The 17,702-nt window shown below is 63.2% G+C and carries 20 protein-coding genes; 12 read left to right on the top strand and 8 right to left on the bottom strand.

The window, feature by feature from the left end; translation table 11 throughout:
* Positions 1-30: 30 nt before the first annotated feature.
* From PYV00_RS21330 to PYV00_RS21315, 4 genes are all read right to left on the bottom strand, one after another.
* Positions 31-1,047 (bottom strand): sensor histidine kinase, encoded by a 1,017-nt coding sequence (locus tag PYV00_RS21330; RefSeq protein WP_275230350.1) that lies wholly within the window; start codon positions 1,045-1,047, stop codon positions 31-33.
* Complete coding sequence (locus PYV00_RS21325) at positions 1,044-1,721, bottom strand: winged helix-turn-helix domain-containing protein (protein ID WP_275230349.1); 678 nt, start codon at positions 1,719-1,721, stop codon at positions 1,044-1,046. Before PYV00_RS21325 ends, PYV00_RS21330 begins: the two co-directional genes overlap by 4 nt.
* Positions 1,722-1,796: 75 nt before the next feature.
* Positions 1,797-2,486 carry a cytochrome b/b6 domain-containing protein gene (locus PYV00_RS21320; RefSeq protein ID WP_275230348.1) on the bottom strand — a complete coding sequence of 230 codons (690 nt, stop codon included), beginning with the start codon at positions 2,484-2,486 and terminating at the stop codon, positions 1,797-1,799.
* A 71-nt stretch (positions 2,487-2,557) separates the two neighbouring features.
* On the bottom strand, positions 2,558-3,259 hold the full coding sequence (locus PYV00_RS21315; RefSeq protein ID WP_275230347.1) for a VIT1/CCC1 transporter family protein: 702 nt from the start codon (positions 3,257-3,259) through the stop codon (positions 2,558-2,560).
* A gap of 118 nt (positions 3,260-3,377) precedes the next feature.
* On the opposite strand from PYV00_RS21315, the gene PYV00_RS21310 reads away from it, so the two are divergent.
* The 12 genes from PYV00_RS21310 to PYV00_RS21255 all read left to right on the top strand — a co-directional run bounded on the left by PYV00_RS21310 (position 3,378) and on the right by PYV00_RS21255 (position 13,602).
* On the top strand, positions 3,378-3,971 hold the full coding sequence (locus PYV00_RS21310; protein ID WP_275230346.1) for a hypothetical protein: 594 nt from the start codon (positions 3,378-3,380) through the stop codon (positions 3,969-3,971).
* A gap of 364 nt (positions 3,972-4,335) precedes the next feature.
* Positions 4,336-5,148 carry a universal stress protein gene (locus PYV00_RS21305; RefSeq protein WP_275230345.1) on the top strand — a complete coding sequence of 271 codons (813 nt, stop codon included), beginning with the start codon at positions 4,336-4,338 and terminating at the stop codon, positions 5,146-5,148.
* A 10-nt stretch (positions 5,149-5,158) separates the two neighbouring features.
* On the top strand, positions 5,159-5,461 hold the full coding sequence (locus tag PYV00_RS21300) for a hypothetical protein (protein ID WP_275230343.1): 303 nt from the start codon (positions 5,159-5,161) through the stop codon (positions 5,459-5,461).
* Between the two features lie 171 nt (positions 5,462-5,632).
* Complete coding sequence (ccoN, locus tag PYV00_RS21295) at positions 5,633-7,240, top strand: cytochrome-c oxidase, cbb3-type subunit I (RefSeq protein ID WP_275230342.1); 1,608 nt, start codon at positions 5,633-5,635, stop codon at positions 7,238-7,240.
* 6 nt (positions 7,241-7,246) lie between these two features.
* Entirely contained in the window at positions 7,247-7,972 is a 726-nt protein-coding gene (gene ccoO / locus PYV00_RS21290) for a cytochrome-c oxidase, cbb3-type subunit II (protein WP_275230341.1), read from the top strand.
* Positions 7,973-7,979: 7 nt separating this feature from the next.
* Entirely contained in the window at positions 7,980-8,150 is a 171-nt protein-coding gene (locus PYV00_RS21285; protein ID WP_275230340.1) for a cbb3-type cytochrome c oxidase subunit 3, read from the top strand.
* A gap of 26 nt (positions 8,151-8,176) precedes the next feature.
* Positions 8,177-9,019: a cytochrome-c oxidase, cbb3-type subunit III gene (gene ccoP / locus PYV00_RS21280; RefSeq protein WP_275230339.1), complete on the top strand. Its 843-nt coding sequence runs from the start codon at positions 8,177-8,179 to the stop codon at positions 9,017-9,019.
* Entirely contained in the window at positions 9,016-9,204 is a 189-nt protein-coding gene (locus tag PYV00_RS21275; protein ID WP_275230338.1) for a hypothetical protein, read from the top strand. The genes ccoP and PYV00_RS21275 overlap by 4 nt, the downstream gene beginning before the upstream one ends.
* An 18-nt stretch (positions 9,205-9,222) precedes the next feature.
* Positions 9,223-10,005, top strand: coding sequence for a DUF2189 domain-containing protein (locus tag PYV00_RS21270; RefSeq protein ID WP_275230337.1), 783 nt, complete (start codon positions 9,223-9,225; stop codon positions 10,003-10,005).
* Between the two features lie 4 nt (positions 10,006-10,009).
* A complete protein-coding gene (locus PYV00_RS21265) occupies positions 10,010-12,190 on the top strand; it encodes a heavy metal translocating P-type ATPase (RefSeq protein ID WP_275230336.1) in 2,181 nt (726 codons plus the stop codon).
* A 15-nt stretch (positions 12,191-12,205) separates the two neighbouring features.
* Positions 12,206-12,355 (top strand): cbb3-type cytochrome oxidase assembly protein CcoS, encoded by a 150-nt coding sequence (gene ccoS / locus PYV00_RS21260; RefSeq protein WP_275230335.1) that lies wholly within the window; start codon positions 12,206-12,208, stop codon positions 12,353-12,355.
* A 50-nt stretch (positions 12,356-12,405) separates the two neighbouring features.
* Positions 12,406-13,602 (top strand): NnrS family protein, encoded by a 1,197-nt coding sequence (locus PYV00_RS21255; protein ID WP_275230334.1) that lies wholly within the window; start codon positions 12,406-12,408, stop codon positions 13,600-13,602.
* A 121-nt stretch (positions 13,603-13,723) separates the two neighbouring features.
* Here the strand turns inward: PYV00_RS21255 and PYV00_RS21250 are convergent, their stop codons facing one another.
* From PYV00_RS21250 to PYV00_RS21235, 4 genes are all read right to left on the bottom strand, one after another.
* On the bottom strand, positions 13,724-15,670 hold the full coding sequence (locus PYV00_RS21250; protein ID WP_275230333.1) for a TonB-dependent receptor family protein: 1,947 nt from the start codon (positions 15,668-15,670) through the stop codon (positions 13,724-13,726).
* Between the two features lie 243 nt (positions 15,671-15,913).
* Positions 15,914-16,801, bottom strand: coding sequence for a multicopper oxidase domain-containing protein (locus tag PYV00_RS21245; RefSeq protein ID WP_275230332.1), 888 nt, complete (start codon positions 16,799-16,801; stop codon positions 15,914-15,916).
* Between the two features lie 63 nt (positions 16,802-16,864).
* Positions 16,865-17,257 (bottom strand): c-type cytochrome, encoded by a 393-nt coding sequence (locus tag PYV00_RS21240; RefSeq protein WP_275230331.1) that lies wholly within the window; start codon positions 17,255-17,257, stop codon positions 16,865-16,867.
* Positions 17,254-17,702 (bottom strand): c-type cytochrome (locus tag PYV00_RS21235; protein WP_275230330.1); only part of this gene is annotated, 449 nt, incomplete at its 5' end. The genes PYV00_RS21240 and PYV00_RS21235, both read right to left, overlap by 4 nt.

Raw genomic sequence — 17,702 nt, 5'->3', positions numbered from 1 at the left:
CCAAAGCCTGACGACATGCCGACCGGAAGATCAGGGTTCGGGGAAGCGTAGAGCGAGTTCGCGGGTGGCCGGATCTGTTGTGAGCCTGCCGCCGTGGGCGGCCATGATCCGCTCGACGATGGCAAGGCCAAGGCCCGCGCCGGTCTTGCTCGCATGGTCGGCGCGGCGGTGACGTTGCACCAGGTCGCGTAGCCGGTCCGGCGTCAGCCCCGGTCCTTCGTCGCGCACCGCCAAAGTTGCGTCCGGGCCGACCCGGACCTGGATCGTCCCGCCGACGGGGGTGACGCGCGTCGCATTTTCGATGAGGTTGCGCAGCGCTGCCGCGACCGCCTCACGCCGGGCATTCACGATCAGCGCGGGCTCATCGGTATCGAGCGAGATCATCTTTCCCTCCGCGATGATCACCGGTGCGATCGAGCCGACCACGTCGCTCGCCACATCGGCAAGCGATGTCGGCTCTGGCGCAATCTGTGCCGCCGCATCGGCGTCGATTTGCGCCAGCAGCATGAGTTGGTCGATCAGTCGGCGCATCGCGGCGACATCTTTCTTGAGCCGGACGGCATCGTCATGATCGAGCCGGTCGAGTTCGAGTGACAAGAGCGCAAGTGGCGTGCGTAGTTCGTGCGCGACATCGGCCGCGAACGCCTCCTGCCGCATTGCGGACTCATCGAGACGGGTGAGCAGGTCGTTGACCGCTTCGGTGAAGGGCACTGCCTCAGCGGGCATCTGCGAGGCGTCGATGCGAAAGCCCCGTTCGTGTCCGCGTGCCGCCTCGATCTCGGCGGCGGCTTCTGCCAGTGGCACGAAAGCCTGACGGATCACCCGCAGCACCATGATCGTCACCGGCACCAGCAACACGATCAGCGGCAGCGCGACATGCTCCAGCATCTCCTTGATCGCCCGCATCATCGCGGCTTGCGGATCGAGATGGGTGAAGGTGAAGCTGTAGAAGAAGGCGACCGCCGCCAGCAACAGGACGGTGCCGATCAGGCCTATGATGCCCAGTCCGCGCCGCAAACGCCGGGAAACCGATCGGCGCTGCGTCATGCCGGAATGTCCTTCAGCATATAGCCGACGCCGCGGACGGTATGGAGCATATCGGGCAGCGCCGCCTCGTCCAGCTTGCGGCGCAGCCGCGAAATCGCAGCTTCCACCGCGTTGGGGGTGACGGGATCGTTGAAGCTGTAGAGGGCGTTTTCAATGACGTCGCGGTGGACCACTGTTCCCGCCCGGCGCATCAACAGTTCCAGCAGATCGGCCTCACGGCGGGAGAGGTCGACGTTACGATCCGCGATGCTCGCGGATCGGTTCGCCGTGTCGAAGCGAAGCGTGCCCACCTCGATGATCGGCTGCGTCCGGACGCCGGGGCGCCGCAGCAGGGCGCGGATGCGCGCGGCGAGTTCGTCGACCTCGACCGGTTTGACGACATAATCGTCCGCGCCCGCATCAAGCCCGGTGATACGATCTTCCAATGCCCCGCGTGCCGTCTGGATGATGGCGGGTGGCATCTGGTGATATTTGCGGTGATCGGCGAGCCAGTCGATCCCGTCACCATCGGGCAGACCGAGATCGAGCACGATCGCGTCATATTGCGCGCCGGCCATGGCATCGTCAGCTTGTGCAAGGTTCAATGCCACATCGCAGACGAAGCCCCGGCGCTGGAGGCCATCGGCGATCAGCGCCGCCATCCGGTCATTATCTTCGACGACGAGAAGGCGCATGTCTTTTGCGGGCTTTCAAGGACGGATGATCAGGATCAGGCATGACGTCTTCTATCAAGTCATGACCATAAGTCGTTAGTCCCGTTCGTCATGGGCGCCGTGATGCGCCTCGCGGTGCTGGTGTGAGAATGCGGTCGGCTCTGCCCGAAGGATCGCAAGACTTGTCAGGACGATCGCCACGAGGCCGAGCAGCATTGCGAAGACGCCCGGTGCTCGCGCATCCCGTGCGCCGGGATGGAGGTCGCGTTTCTTGCGACCACCGATCATGGCGCGAACCAGGTTTTCGCGGGTAAGCAGCGACATGAGCAGCACCGCGCCAACATGGATGCCGATGAGGACGAGCAGGCCATAGGCAAGGACCTCGTGGAGATCCTCATCCATGCGGTCTGCCGCGACGGTGATCCCGCTCCACAGAACGACCCCGGTAAGCCCAAGGAGAGCGATCACCGCGATCCCGCCCAAGGGATTATGCCCGATGGCTCGCTCGGTTCGGCCCACCAGCAGTTCGCGGAGGTGCGAGGCGATTGCCGAGGGCCTGACGAAGTCCGCGAAGCGGGCATGCTCGCCGCCGATCAATCCCCAGACCAGGCGAAACGCGATCAGCACGGCCGCGCTCCATCCCGCGACCATGTGCCAGGTGGCGATCGGGCTATCGCCTTCGGACGACAGGAAGGCGATCGTGATCGCCGCAACCAGCAGCCAATGGAACAGCCGCAACGGCGCGTCCCAAACCTTGAATGTCTCTGCGCGATCAGGATGTGCCATGATGTTCGCCTTTCCAGGCGAAGGGCTAGGAACATAGGCTGACCGAAACCTGACGAAATCCGGTGCGATCCCTAAACCACCGTTCCGAACAGCCGCCCGATCCCCGCGGTCGCCGCCAGCGCCAGCGCACCCCAGAAGGTGACCCGCAGCACTGATCGCACAGGCGGGGCACCACCGGCCCAGGCCCCAAGCGCGCCAAGAATGGCCAGAAACAGCAATGTGGCTGCAACCTCGATCGGTACAAGGCTGGCTGACGGCGCGATGGTGACGAGAAGCAGCGGCATGAGCGCGCCGGCGCTGAAGGTCAGCGCCGAGGTCAAGGCGGCCTGGAGCGGGCGAGCGCTCACCACTTCGGAAATGCCCAGCTCATCGCGCGCGTGCGCACCCAGCGCGTCGTGGGCCATGAGTTGATCCGCAACCTGCCCGGCCAGATGTTCGTCCAGTCCGCGCGCGATATAGATGTCGGCCAGCTCCTGCCGCTCGAAATCGGGCTGACCAGCAAGTTCACCCGTCTCCCGCGCGATATCGGCTTTTTCCGTGTCGGCCTGAGAGCTGACCGAGACATATTCGCCGGCGGCCATCGACATGGCCCCTGCGACCAGCGCCGCAGCGCCAGCGACATAGATGCTGGTCTTGTCGGCCCCGGAAGCCGCGACGCCGACGATCAGGCTCGCGGTCGAGACGATCCCGTCATTGGCGCCCAGCACCGCCGCGCGCAGCCAGCCGATGCGAGAGACCGCATGGCGCTCGGGATGGGCTCTCAATCGGCTCATATGCCCCTCATGGAAAGCAGCAAGCGCACCAGCCTTTGCTGACAAGACCCTGACGACGAATATATTGCATCGCTCTTACAAATCTCCGCCTATATCGCTCAGCTATTTGTCAATTTGGATGATTATGACGTCCTGCCTCATCCTGTTTCTGGTTGTTCTGGGTATCAATCTCTTGCCCGCGTTCGGCCCTCCGACCTGGTCGATCATCGTCTTTTATGGCCTCAACAGCGATCTGCCCTTAGCCTTGATCGTCGTCGTCAGCGCGTTTGCCGCAGCAGCCGGACGCTTGCTACTCGCTTACGGGTTCCGGTTTCTCGGGCGGTGGTTACCCGAGAAGCAAAAGCGCAATCTTGCCGCTGCGGGCGAGGCTCTGGAGGCGCGGCAGAGCAACGTGATCCTTGGTCTGGGACTGTTCGCACTTTCGCCGCTGCCTTCTGCGCAATTGTTTGCTGCGGCGGGGCTGGCGCGTGTGCGCCTGCTGCATTTTACCGCAGCCTTCTTTGCGGGACGCCTCGTCTCCTATTCCCTCTACGCGGCGAGCGCCAAGGGGCTGCGTGGAACGAGCCTCGGCGACGCCTTTGCGGACACGCTGAAAAGCCCATGGGGCATCGCCCTTCAGATCGGGATGATCCTCCTTCTGATTCCCCTCATGCAAATTGATTGGAGCCGGTTCCTTCCCAGGACTGACGATAAGCCCACGTCGGAAACGTAGGCTTGGGCAATCCTCGCTGTTCGGTGCACAAGGACGTAGGTTCTGCCCGCCGCTCTCAGGTTCGATCTTCAGCAAGTTGACCGAAGGTTTCAGTGGCCTGCGCGGAATATATGAGGCTGGGGCCAGCAGGCCTTTGCCCATCGGAACACCGATGTCGCTCGAAAGGCCGCACCAGCCACCGGCCGTAGCGATCGACATTGCCGCATTCTGCAAAAATGTTGAAGTCAAATGACAATAGCATTCGTTTGTCTGCGCTCAATATGGCGCCATTATAGACCTACGTCCTTGAGGTGCCCTGGTTATCCGACTGTGCGGGATGCCGACGTAGTCGAATGCCGGACCTCTAGCTTGGGAGCGCGGTGTGATGGTTTGGACCAATATTCTAGTCCCGGTGCTGGGCGGCGACAAAGACGCGCAGATCTTGACCATCGCCAAAGCCCTCGCCGAACCGTTCGATGCAGCGATCACCGCGGTTTACGGCTCACCGTCGGCAGTCAGCCTCTTCAACTGGGGCGGCGAAGGGAGCTTCGGCCCGACCGATATCGCCATCGCGACCCTGCAGAAGAGCACCGAAAGAGGGCAAGCGCGCTGCCGTGAGCTTCTTGCGGACATCGGCTATGCGAAAACCAGGTTCCTGGCCGTCACCGCAGATGATTGGACCGGCTTGCGCTTCGCAACGAGGCTCGCCGATGTCGTGATTTGGGAGCGGTCCGTGACGCGCGGCCACGGCTTCTTTGCCAGTGCATTTCAACAAATCCTGCTCGACGAACGCCGCCCGGCCTTTATCGCCGACAAGCCGCTTTCACCGGGTGGGACTGTCGGCATCGCCTGGGATGGCGGCCGCGAGGCCTCGCGTGCGCTCCGACGCGCGGTCCCGTTGCTACGCGATGCCGCAAGGATAATCATCTTCAGCGTCCCCCACGCCATGGCCCATCCTTGCGACGGTTCGCTGGCGATCGACTATCTGGCGGATCGCGGGATCAAGGCCGAGGCGAAGATTCTCCACACGACTGGCGACGCCGGCCCAGCGATCCTCGACGCCATACGGGAGGTCGGCGTCGATCTCCTGGTCGCTGGCGCCTTTGGCCATCCACGGCTGCAAAGGTTCATTTTTGGCGGTACGACGCAATATCTGCTGGAGAACCAATCTGGCGCAGCCTTGTTTCTCTCCCATTGAGGCTGTTGTCATGAGCGATATCACCCACCGGCAGACCCGCGGATCGGAACGTTCCGCATTCGACGGGGCGCAAGAAGAAGACGTGCTTCATGCCTTCCTCTTTCGGCTGGCGGAAAGCCGCCAATATGGGCTTTCAAGCGACGCGAAAGGGCGATCCTTGCCGCGGGGTTCCCCGGAGGTCTCGGCGTGGGTTTTCATACGGCCGATCGATCTTGTCGCCGGGGAGAGCCGCGTGGAATTTGACAGCGAGGAGGCTGCGCGTTCGCTGCGCCGGGACGGCTATGCGCTGGTAGGATGTATGGTCGCCCGTTGATAAGCGTTCGTGCGACGGGTCCGAGTGTTGCAAACATCCACAACAGTGTCCGCTTTGGCTGGTCTAATAGAGGTATAAACAATACTTGCTTCATGCTAGGAGGGGCCGCCTGCCGCAGGGAGGGAATCGGGCGTGGTTTCAGGACTCACCATAAGCGAGCGTCAGCGGAGCATGGCGGTGCTGATCGTGCTTGCCGTCATCGGTCTGGTGATGGCGGCGGCGGGCGCGAACCGCGCGGATCCCATGCAGGCGCACGGTTTTCTCGTGCTGCTGTTCAGCCTCGGCGTGCTGTGCTTCGTGCTGAACGGCTATTTCGAACCGGAGCCGTCCGCGACCAGGTTGACCAGCTATTACGACGATCCCAGCAAGGCAGGCATCGTCATCGCCATGCTGTGGGCGGTCTTCGGCATGTTTATCGGCGACTGGGTCGCCTGGCTCCTCGCCTTTCCGGACATGACTTTCGATGCCGCCTGGTCGAGCTTCGGACGGCTGCGTCCCGCGCACACCACGGGCGTGATCTTCGGCTTCGGCGGCAATGCTCTCATTGCCACGTCTTTCCACGTGATGCAGCGGACATCCCGGGCACGCTTGCCGGACCAGTTCAGTCCCTGGTTCGTGCTCATCGGCTACAACCTGTTCTGCCTCCTGGCGGTCTCGGGCTATTTCCTGGGGATCACGCAGTCCAAGGAATATGCCGAGCCCGAATGGTACGCCGATATCTGGCTCGTTATCGTCTGGGTGACCTATCTGGTGCTCTATCTGCGCACGCTCGCGCGGCGCAAGGAGCCCCATATCTATGTCGCCAACTGGTATTACCTAGCCTTCATCCTGGTGGTGGCGATCCTGCATGTTGTGAACAACCTCGCGGTCCCGGCCTCGTTCGCCGGCGCGAAGAGCTATTCGCTGTTCTCGGGTGTACAGGATGCGATGACGCAGTGGTGGTATGGGCACAATGCGGTCGCGTTCTTCCTGACCGCGGGCTTTCTGGGCATGATGTACTATTATCTGCCCAAGCGTGCCGGCCGCCCGATCTACTCCTATCGGATGTCGATCATCGGCTTCTGGGGCATCACCTTCTTCTACATGTGGGCGGGCTCGCACCACCTCCACTACACGGCGCTGCCGCAATGGGTGCAAACGCTGGGCATGACCTTCTCGGTGATGCTGCTCGTGCCGTCCTGGATTGCCGCCGCCAATGCGCTGCTCACGCTCAACGGTGCCTGGGACAAGGTCCGCGACGACGCGACGCTGCGCTTCATGATGATGGCCGCGATCTTCTACGGCCTCTCCACGTTCGAGGGTTCGTTCATGGCGATCCGTTCGGTCAACGCGCTGTCGCATTACACCGACTGGACGATCGGGCACGTCCATGCCGGCGCGATGGGCTGGGTCGCGCTCATTACCTTCGGGTCGATCTACGCCGTCGTGCCCTGGCTGTGGAAGCGCGAGCGCATGTACTCGCCTGTCCTCGTTGAGGCCCACTTCTGGCTCGCGCTGGCCGGAACGCTCATTTACGTCTTCGCGATGTGGAACTCGGGCATCATCCAGGGCCTGATGTGGCGGACCTACAATGATAGCGGCACGCTGACCTACTCGTTCCTCGACAGCATGGTCGCGATGCATCCCTATTATGTCGCGCGCGCGATCGGCGGGCTGCTCTTCCTGATCGGCGCGATCGTCGGCTGCTACAATATCTGGATGACGATCCGCCGGCCATCGGGCGCGTCCGCTCTCACCGACGACGCCCTCCTCCCCGCCAACCTCCAGCCAGCGGAATAAGCGCCGATGTTTGGAACCCATTACCGCATCGAGCGCAAGTCCATCATGCTGGCGGTGGCGATCATGGTCGTCGCGAGTATCGGCGGGCTGATCGAGATCGCGCCGCTGTTCACGATCGACGACACGGTCGAGAGCGATCCCAAGATGCGGGTCTATACCCCCCTCGAGCTTGCGGGCCGGAATATCTACATCCGTGAAGGTTGCTATGCCTGTCATTCGCAGATGATCCGCACGCTGCAGGACGAGGTCGAGCGCTATGGCCCCTATTCGCTCGCGGTCGAATCCAAATACGACCATCCGATGCTTTGGGGCTCCAAGCGAACGGGTCCGGACCTCGCACGGCTCGGCGGCAAATATTCCGACCAATGGCACACGGCGCATCTCAAAAATCCGCGCGACGTCGTCCCCCAGTCGATCATGCCGCGCTACAATTGGTTGAGCGAGAGCCAGCTGCAGACCAAATATCTGGGCGACGATCTGCGCGCGCTGCGCGCCGTGGGCGTACCCTATACCGATGCGATGATCGAGAACGCGACCGCCGACGCGGTCGCACAGGCCTCGCCCGATGACGACACCGCCGGTCTCGTGAAGCGCTACGGCGAGGCGACGCAGATCCGATCGTTCGACGGCGACAAGGGTACGGTCTCGGAAATGGATGCGCTCGTCGCCTATCTCCAGGTTCTCGGCAAGCTCAGCGACGCCGCGCATCAGCCCCCGGCGCCGACGAAGTAGCGCCGGCATGGATATCGCGCATCATACGCTGGTCGCTTTCGCCAAGTCGTTCGGGCTCTTCTATCTGCTCGCCATGGCGGCTGTGGCCCTTCTCTATGCCTGCTGGCCGGGGAACAGGAGCCGGTTCGACAAGGCGGCACGCGACATCATCGAAGACGAGGACAAGCCGTGGCGATAGGCGAGCGCGATCCCCATAGCGGGCACATGACGACCGGCCATGAGTGGAACGGCATCAAGGAGCTCAACACGCCGGTTCCCAAGGCAGTCTGGCTCTTTCTCATCGTCACCGTCATCTTTTCGATCGGCTACTGGCTCCTCATGCCGGCATGGCCGCTGGGCAGGACCTATACACGCGGCCTGCTCGACAACGATCAGAAGGAAATCGTCGCGAAGCGGGTGAGTGCCGCTGCACAAGGCCGATCGGCCTGGACCCAGCGGATCGCGGCGATGAGCTACGACCAGATCCGCGCCGATCCCGCGCTCATGGCCTATGTGCGCGAGGACGGCCATCGCCTGTTCGGAGACAATTGCGCGGCCTGCCATGGCATGAACGCGACGGGCAATGCCGGATTCCCCAACCTCACCGATCGAGACTGGCTGTGGGGCGGAACACCCGAGGCCATCGCCCACACGATCGCGGTCGGCGTCAACAGCCCGGCGAGCAAGGACACCCGCGTCAGCCAGATGATGGCGTTCGGCAAGGATGGCATTCTCGACAACGATGCGGTCCTTGCCGTCGCCGACTATGTGAAAACCTTGTCCGAACCTTCCTGGGCCAAGGGCAAGGCTGCATCCGTCGCCAAGGGCCGTGAGGTCTTCGCGGCAAATTGCGCCGTCTGTCATGGCGACCAGGGGCGCGGCAACCCACAGGTTGGTGCGCCCGATCTGACCGACAGGACCTGGCTCTATGGGGGCGATATCGACGCGATCTACACGACGATCTACACCGGCCGGCAGGGCGAGATGCCGGCGTGGGAACATCGTCTTGATCCGGTCGACCGGAAGATCCTGACCGTCTTCCTGCTCGACAAGGGTGGCAAGCCATGAGGCTCCCCCGATCGCGCGGCTTCTATGTGACGCTGGCGATCGCGGCGCTGGGTGCGATCCTGCTCGCCAATGCCCATCTGGTCTATGTCGCCTCGATGTCGCAACCCAGGTGCGTCGAGCATAACAGGGCTGATGGCACGGCGAAGGCTCCCGGCGTATTCGGCGCCGCCAAGTCGTCATGCTGAGATGATCGGGAGAAGACGATGACCACGATCCCGCCAGTCGTTCCGCCCCTTGCGACCGAGCAACCATATGCTCGCAACCTTGCCCCGGCAGCCGCCTTTGGTTGGCTGCGCGACGGATGGCGTGACCTCGTCACCAATCCGGGTCCGAGCCTGCTCTACGGCCTGTTCGTCTTTCTGCTTTCGGCCGGCATCGTCGCCGGGTTGATCTGGCTTGCCTGGGACTATGCGCTCTTTCCTGCCATCGCGGGCTTCCTCGTCTTCGCGCCGGCGCTCGCGGTTGGCCTCTATGACAAGAGCCGCGCGCTCGAACAGGATGAGCCGGTCTCGCTGCGGCACATGCTGCTGCCCCATGCGCGTGCCGGCGGCCAGGTGCTGTTCACCGGGGCGCTGCTGTGCGGCGTCATGCTGCTGTGGATGCGCGCAGCCGTGATCATCTACGCGCTGTTCTTCGGCGTTCGCCCCTTTCCCGGTCTCGATCACATCGCTCCGATGCTGTTCACCACGTCGACGGGCATCGCGATGCTGATCGTCGGGACGCTGATCGGCGGGTTATTCGCGGCCTTCTCCTTCGCGATCTCGGCCTTCTCCATTCCGATGATGCTCGACCAGCGCGTCGATACCCTGACCGCGATGGGCACGAGCTGGGCGCTGGTCTGGAACAACCTGGGCGCCATGCTCGTCTGGGGGGCGCTTGTCCTCGCCCTTTTTCTGCTCTCGGTCGCAACCGGCTTCGTGGCGCTGATCGTCGTTTTCCCCTGGCTCGGCCATGCCACCTGGCACGCCTATCGAGCGGTGCGGTAATGCGGTGACGCAGGCATCCGCCCTCACCCGGCTCTCGGCCGACGAGCTCCTGCTTGCGAGCCGGCAGGTCGATGCGGGTCTGCGGCACACCGATCTTTCCGTTCCCGGGATCAGTTGTGGCGGCTGCATCCGCAAGATCGAGGATGCACTCGTGCGCCTGCCCGGCGTGACCCGGGCGCGCGTCAATCTCTCGACCCGGCGCGTGGGTGTCGATTGGCGGGAAAGCGAGGGACCGCCGCCGCTCGGAGAAGCGCTCACCGGGCTCGGGTACGAGGTCCATCTTCACGAAGCCTACGAGGACGCGAAGGATCCAGAGCTCGGCCGGATGGTGCGCGCGCTGGCCGTGGCCGGTTTCGCCTCGATGAACATCATGGGCCTCTCGATCTCGATATGGTCGGGTGCCGCCGGCGAGACCCGCGACCTGTTCCATTGGCTATCAGCGGCGATCGCGTTGCCGACGCTGGCCTATTCCGGGCGGGTATTTTTCCAGTCGGCCTGGCGGGCGCTGCGGCGGGGTCAGACCAACATGGACGTGCCGATCTCGCTCGGCGTGCTGCTCGCTTTCGCGATGAGCCTCTACGATACGATCCATCGCCAGCCCCATGCCTATTTCGATGCCTCGGTCTCGCTCCTGTTCTTTCTGCTGATCGGCCGAACGCTCGACTATGTCATGCGCGACAAGGCGCGGACCGCCGTGAAAGGCCTTGGCCGCCTCGCCGCCTACGGGGCGACCGTGGTGGCGGAGGATGGCGGCCGAACCTATCTTGCGACCGAAGAGCTCGAACCCGGCATGACCATAACCCTTCGTCCGGGCGATCGTATTCCGGTTGATGCGGTCGTGCTCGAAGGCAGCTCAGAGATCGATGCCGCACTGGCGACCGGCGAGAGCCTGCCGGAGCAGGTAGCACCGGGAAGCGCACTTCGCGCCGGAACGCTCAACCTCACGGGACCGCTTACCATTCGCGCCACGGCCGCGCCAAAGGACAGCTTCCTTGCCGAGATGATGCGGCTCATGGAGGCGGCGGAGGGCGGACGCTCGCAGTTCCGGCGCATCGCCGACCGCGCAGCCCGTCTCTATGTCCCCGTCGTCCACAGCGCGGCGCTGCTCAGCTTCCTGGGGTGGGTGATCGCGACCGGCGACTGGCATCGTTCGCTGACCATTGCCGTGGCAGTATTGATCGTCACTTGCCCCTGCGCTCTTGGGCTTGCCGTGCCGATGGTGCAGGTCGTCGCGGCGCGGGCGCTGTTCGACCATGGCATCATGGTCAAGGATGGCTCCGCCATGGAACGGCTCGTCGAGGTCGATACGGTGGTGCTCGACAAGACCGGCACGCTGACCCTGGGGCGTCCGGCGCTGCGGCGCGACGGCGCGATCGATCCCGCTCACCTCGCCATCGCGGCCCGGATCGGCTCCAGTTCGCACCATCCCTATGCCCAGGCCCTTGCGGCGGCGGCCCTGCCCGCGGATATCGCGTTCGATCATATTGCCGAACGTCCCGGGCTCGGTCTTGAGGCCCGGATTGGTGATGATGTCTGGCGGCTCGGTCGCCGTGAATGGGCGCTGGGCGAGAGCGTGCTCGTCGAGGCCGGTGGTACCGTGCTGGCCTGCAACGGAAAGCTGGTCCAGGCCTTTGCCTTCGAGGACGAGATGCGTCCCGGAGCAGCGGCGGCCGTCACCGCGCTGCGTGCTCGTGGCTACACGCTCGAGATCATGTCCGGAGACACCCGGGCAGCGGTCGTGCCGGTCGCGGCGGAACTCGGGATTGCAGCGGTCCAGGCGGGACTGCTGCCTGCGGAGAAGACTGCACACCTCGCGGCACTGGCCAGAGCCGGGCGCAAGACGCTGATGGTCGGCGACGGTCTCAACGACGCACCCGCGCTCGTTGCGGCGCATGTCTCGATCGCGCCGGGCAGCGCCGCGGATGTCGGGCGGCAGGCCGCGGATTTCGTATTCCTGCACGCCAATCTGGAGAGCGTGCCATATGCAATGGCCATCGCCCGGGTTGCAGATCGGCTGATCCGGCAGAATTTCGCATTTGCCGCCCTGTACAATCTGGTGGCCCTGCCGGTCGCCATCGCGGGCTTTGTAACGCCGCTGATCGCGGCGCTGGCGATGTCGGGGTCGTCGATCCTTGTCGTCGCCAACGCCCTGCGGCTGAGCCCGCGTTTTCTGCGCGCGTCGTAATCGGGCCCGGGCGCCATGAACGTGCTTTGGTATCTGATCCCGATTTCGCTCGCATTGGGTGGGTTGGGCCTGGGCCTGTTCTTCTGGGCACTGAAGAGCGGGCAATATGACGATGTCGCCGGCGCGGCGGAGCGCATCCTGGACGACGAGGATCAGCCGCTCTGAGCGGGGCGCGGCGCTGGCAAGCAGACGGATTGGAAGGAGTAGCTCGCGTCATGTCCTCGCTGTCCGCCACGAATTTGGGAAGGGCGCCGCACCGGCTGATGTTCTTCGTGGGCGGGCTCAATCTCCTGCTCGCGATGGCCTGGTGGGCGTGCTGGCTGGCTTCCGCGCGGTGGAATCTCTTCGTCATGCCGCAGCCCGAACCCTATGCGGGCCGTCTTCACGCGTTCCTGATGCAGTATCAGGTCCTGCCAAGCTTCTTCTTCGGTTTCCTGCTGACTGTCTTTCCCCGCTGGATCGGTGAGCCGGATCTCGACCGGCGCAAGGCCTGGCCGGTGGCGGCGGGCCTTCTGGGCGGCCAGATCCTGACGCTCGTCGGCGCGATCGGCTGGTCGCCCGGCCTCATCCTCGGAACGGCGGCGGCGTTGGCCGGCTGGATCCTCGGGCTGCTGCCGCTCGCACGCCTTGTCTGGCACGATGCCGGCAAGACCTGGCATGCGGCGGGATGTTTCGCGGCGCTTTGTCTGGGGGCGATCGGCCTCTTGCTCTGGCTCGGCTATCTCCTGACCGGCGATGAAGCGCTAGCCAACGTCGTGGCCCGGATTGGCACGTTCGGATTGCTCGCGCCGGTCTATTTTACCGTCGCCCACAGGATGATCCCGTTCTTCTCCGCGAGCGCACTGCCCGGATATGAGCCATGGCGGCCGCTATGGGTTCTCGCCTTGGGCTGGGCTCTGCTTGTGCTTCGTCTGGGCTTGCCGGCAGACGGCCTCTGGCTCTCCGATCTGCCGCTGTTCCTCCTCTCACTGCTGGTCTTCTTTCGCTGGGTTCCACGGCGGCGGATGCCGCCTTTGCTGCTGGTTCTCTATGGCGGTCTCGCTTGGCTCCCGATCGCCTTGGCCCTTTTCACAGTGCAGGATATTGCCTTCGCGCTGGATGGCGCGGCGATCCTCGGCAAGGCGCCCGCCCATGCTCTGTTTATCGGCTTCTTCGGCAGCATCCTGGTCGCGATGGTGACGCGCGTTACCCAGGGGCACTCCGGGCGCCCTCTCCTCCTCCCACCTGTCGCCGGCTATGCCTTCGCAGCAATACAGCTTGTCTGCGTGGCGCGAATCTGGGCTGAGCTCGCAGACGATTGGCTGGGATGGCAGGCTGCAGCAGCCATTGGATGGCTCATCGCTTTTCTGCCCTGGGTCCTCTGGGCTGCGTGGATCTACGCCACGCCAAGGATCGATGGCCAGCCTGGCTGAGGCGTGTCGTGGGCCTGATAAGCCCCGGCATCGCGCTGGAAGGCGCGTACCGATCGTCCGAGGTGGCGATGCGGAAAAAACTCGGAGCACACCGCGCTATGCGGGTATTGTGCGGCCTGCTCTAGAAACGTGCGCGAATGCCCGCGTAGACCGCCCTCTGCTCTATCGGATAATAGATTTCCGAGGTCGGCAAGGCCTTGATCGCGGCGGATATGTCGCCGATCGCCTTCTTGCCTAACAGGTTGCGGGCATCGAGAAAAACGTCGATGCCATTCGTAAGCGTGGCGCCGGCGGTGAGCCCGATCAGCGCATAACCTGGTACCCGAACCGTGTTGGCATAGTCGGCCCAGGCGCCTTCAGGCACCCATTCGACGTTGGGCGCGATGTGCAGGGCTTCCGTTCCGAGCCGGATTTCGGTTCGCAGGACGTGGCGCGGGACGACAGGCAGGCGGTTATTCCCAAACTGGGCATCGTCTTGGAAGCGAAAATCAGAATATTGCCAGATCTGCCGGAGACGGAGCCAGTCGGTCGGCTCGAGGCTCAGACCAGCCTCTATGCCCTGATGCAATGTTCGGCCGGCGTTGAAGGTCGGGGCTGGAATGTCCGGGCCAACGGTGAACTGCAGCATCTCCCCGCGCACCTGAGCCCGGTAGAGCGATATGTCCCAGCTCATCCAGCCCCTTTTGCCGCGCGTCCCGATCTCGGCAGTCCAGGCATGCTGTTCTCGCACTGGAACAAAGGCGGCCACTTGCGCGAGTTCGACGAAGGTCGGAAACTCGGCCGAACGACTGAAATTGGCGTAGACTTGGATCGAATGTGCTGGCTCCCACAGGAGACCGACGCGGGGCGAGAAGCTGTCGTAGGCAGCGCTGCCTACGACAGGGGCAGGCACCGACTGCTCCTGTCGTCGGTAGCCTTCGGCATAAATTGCGCCGACAAGGAGTTGAACCTCGGGGACGGGCCGGAACCTGAGTTCGGTATAGAGCGTGCTGGTACGGGCCGTCTGGCGAGCATCGAAAGTAAGTGCGCCGCGCTGTCCCTGGACGTTGAGAAAGCGCTTCGCCTTGATTGTACCCCAGCGCGATTCACCACCGAGCGTCATTTCGAACGGACCCGCTACATAATCGAAGCGTGCAAAAACACCCCGATCGGCCGAGTTCTGATCGATCACCTGATAGATGGGGTGAAAAAGCTGTTTGAGATTGAGGAAGGCACCGATGTTGAGCATCGCGCTGCCCAACTCGAGCGTGGTCCGGTTCTGGAGACGGAGGGAATCTATATCGCGGGCCTGATTCCCAACAAAATTGCCGGTCCGCGGCGCGGTAAGTGCCTTCACCTGGGTCAGTGCGCCAGGCAGCTGCTGGTCGATGCTGTTGGCGCCGATGTAGAAGCGGGTTTGAGCGCCGTCGGCAATATGAAAAGCGGCATTGCCGTGGAGACGCAGGGAATGCCGCTTCGCGTGATTGCGATCGCCGCGCTGTGTGTCGGCACTCGCCGCCAGCCACCCGTTCGTGTCGCTGTCTCCGAAACCAAACGACGCTAGACCCCGGATCATGTCGAACGAGCCGAAATCAAGCCGGGCATAGAGCCCATGAGCGCGATCGCCGCTCGGCGTGACACCGTTGATCGCGCCGCCAAGCGTGCCCGACCCCATGCGCAGAGCGTTGGCTCCGCGGTAAACCTCAAGATGATCGAAGAAGGTCGGTTCGAGTTCCTGGAAGTCCCCGTTGTCATCGGCAAGATTGATCGGAACGCCATCCTGCAGCAGTGTCAGCCCACGCATATGGTAGCCGCGCGACACACCGGAGCCGCGAATGGATATCCGGATTTCCTGGCCAAAACGCGGCTGCGTGTAGACCCCCGGCGAGTAGGCCAAGGTATCTCGAAGCGAGACAAGCGATTTGTCCGCATAGTCCTCGTAAGTCACGACATCGGCACCGCCAGGCGTAGCCTGAACCCGGCGCTCGGCGTCATTCGCGGCAAGCCGGCCAATCACGATGATGGTGACACCCTCGTCTGTTGCCGGTATTCTGGCAGTTTGTGCAAGAGCCGGTGCCGGCAGAATCAAACAGAACGTTAGCACAAGTCCCAGATTGTAGGTTCGCCTGGCACGAGCCCGAGGGGTGCGTGCATCGGTCGAGCTCTGGCTGGAATTGGGAGCACATTTGGACACGTCAGACCTGCATGGAGGTGCGCCGCGGCTTCGCGCGAGGACCCGGCCGTTTGGGGCGCTAGGTGGCCGGCAAGGTTCTTGGCAAGGCCGCGGCGCTGGGCGCGCATGGCGCCCGGAGCTACGGAAATGGGATCAGCCTCAGGGCACGAGGATGAGATTTCCTCGCCCCATCTTGGGGTCGGCATCGTTTGAGAACATCACCACGGCCATGGCGCCGGTGTGGGCGTGAGACATGGAGTGGTCGACGATCACGTTGGCGCCTTCGACAGGTGAGATGAGATCAAAGGTCGCTCCATCGCCCGGACCAACAACCAGGCTCTGCATACCGACCTTCTTGTTCTTGGGGTTGCCGCTCGGATAGACGGCATCCCAGATGCCGGCGATCGGATGGAGCGTCGAATATTCGTTGGGGCCAGCGTTCACAAAATAGACCCGCACACGTTCGCCGGGTTTGGCGACGAGCATCTTCGTCGAAGCCGGATCGTGAACCGGATCGTACTTGAACGCTACGCCATTGAAAACAACGTGCTGCCAATCACTCTTCATGATCGAGTGGAGGTCATCCGGATTCGAATAGACCTCAGATTGCACGAGAATATATTCGCGATCGGCTGGTGGCAGTGCCTTGGCATCCTTCGGGTCGACCAGGATAACACCGAACATTCCGCGTGCGATGTGCTGATACATCGGGTCGGAACCGCAATGATAGTAGAATGCGCCGGGATAGGTCGCCGTGAAGCTGAATGTCTTCGTCTCACCCGGCTTGATCGCCTCGAAATCCTTGACCACGTCGACACGCGCGGCGTGCAGATCGATCGAGTGCGAGTTCTTGTTGGCAGCGTCGTTGGTCAGCACGATAGTAACGCGGTCGCCTTCGGTGACACGAAGGACCGGGCCGGGAACCTGTCCTTCATAGGTCCAGGACGCCTGCATCGTCCCCTTGTTGTCGACCGGCAGGGACACTTCCTTCGCGGTGAGGCGGAGTTGGACATCCTTGGCGAGCGCGGGCTGGGAGACCAGGCCCATGAGTGCCGACGCGGCTACGAGTAGAGACTTTCGCATGATTTCACCCCTGCTTGCTGATTATGGTCACTTTTTCTGGTCACATTTGCAGACGTAGATCAGGTAGTCGGCCATATCCTCGATCTGATCCTTCGTAAGAACGCCGGACCAGGAGGGCATGAGAGCCGATTTGTTGACCGAAGCGCCGCCATCGGTGATCGCCTTGATCATCTGTTCGCGCGGCAGCGAGGACATCGCGACAGTGTCACTGTGGTCCCTCGGCTGGACGGACAGGCCGATGGTGTTGACGCCCTTCCCGTTTCGCTGGACCCCGTGGCACTGTGCGCAATAGGTGTCATAGAGGTGGGCGGTGGCCTGGATCTTCGGACTTTCGGTTCCTGCAGTCGCCGGTTGGTGCAGGGTGATCCCAGCGCCGAGAATGGCCAGGCCGAGTGCGGCTAGCGCGTAGCGCAGCATCATTTGTTCTCCTTGCCCAGTGAGGCGATATAGCCCGTGAGACGCTGGAGATCGGGCTCCGACAGCGTCTGGGTCGGCATCCAGACATGAGGATCGAACTGCTGGGGGTTCTTGGCGTAGGCTATGACATAGTCGGGACGCAGGCGTCTGCCGGCGTCGTAGAGCTCCGGCCCTGAAAGACCGCCTTGGCCCTGCACGTCCTGATGACAGGCGACGCAGCCCCGCAGCTTGCTGAACGCCAGTTTGCCCATCGTCATGTTGGCCGATTCCGGCTTGTAGGTGCCGTCAGGAGCCAGGCCGCTCTTCAGTTGCAGCAATGCGTCGGCCAGTCGCTCGGCAGCTGGTGCATCGACCTTGGGATGCTTTTCGACGGCGGCAGTGTCGATTGCGGATTCCGAGGTGATCGCGCGCGGTGTTCCGATTTGATGGCGCGCGGGATTCCGAGGTG

The organism is Novosphingobium album (ex Liu et al. 2023), from assembly GCF_029076845.1.
Taxonomy (GTDB): domain Bacteria; phylum Pseudomonadota; class Alphaproteobacteria; order Sphingomonadales; family Sphingomonadaceae; genus Novosphingobium.
The sequence above is the reverse complement of the archived record's forward strand: the minus strand, read 5'-3'. Positions and strand labels throughout refer to the sequence as shown.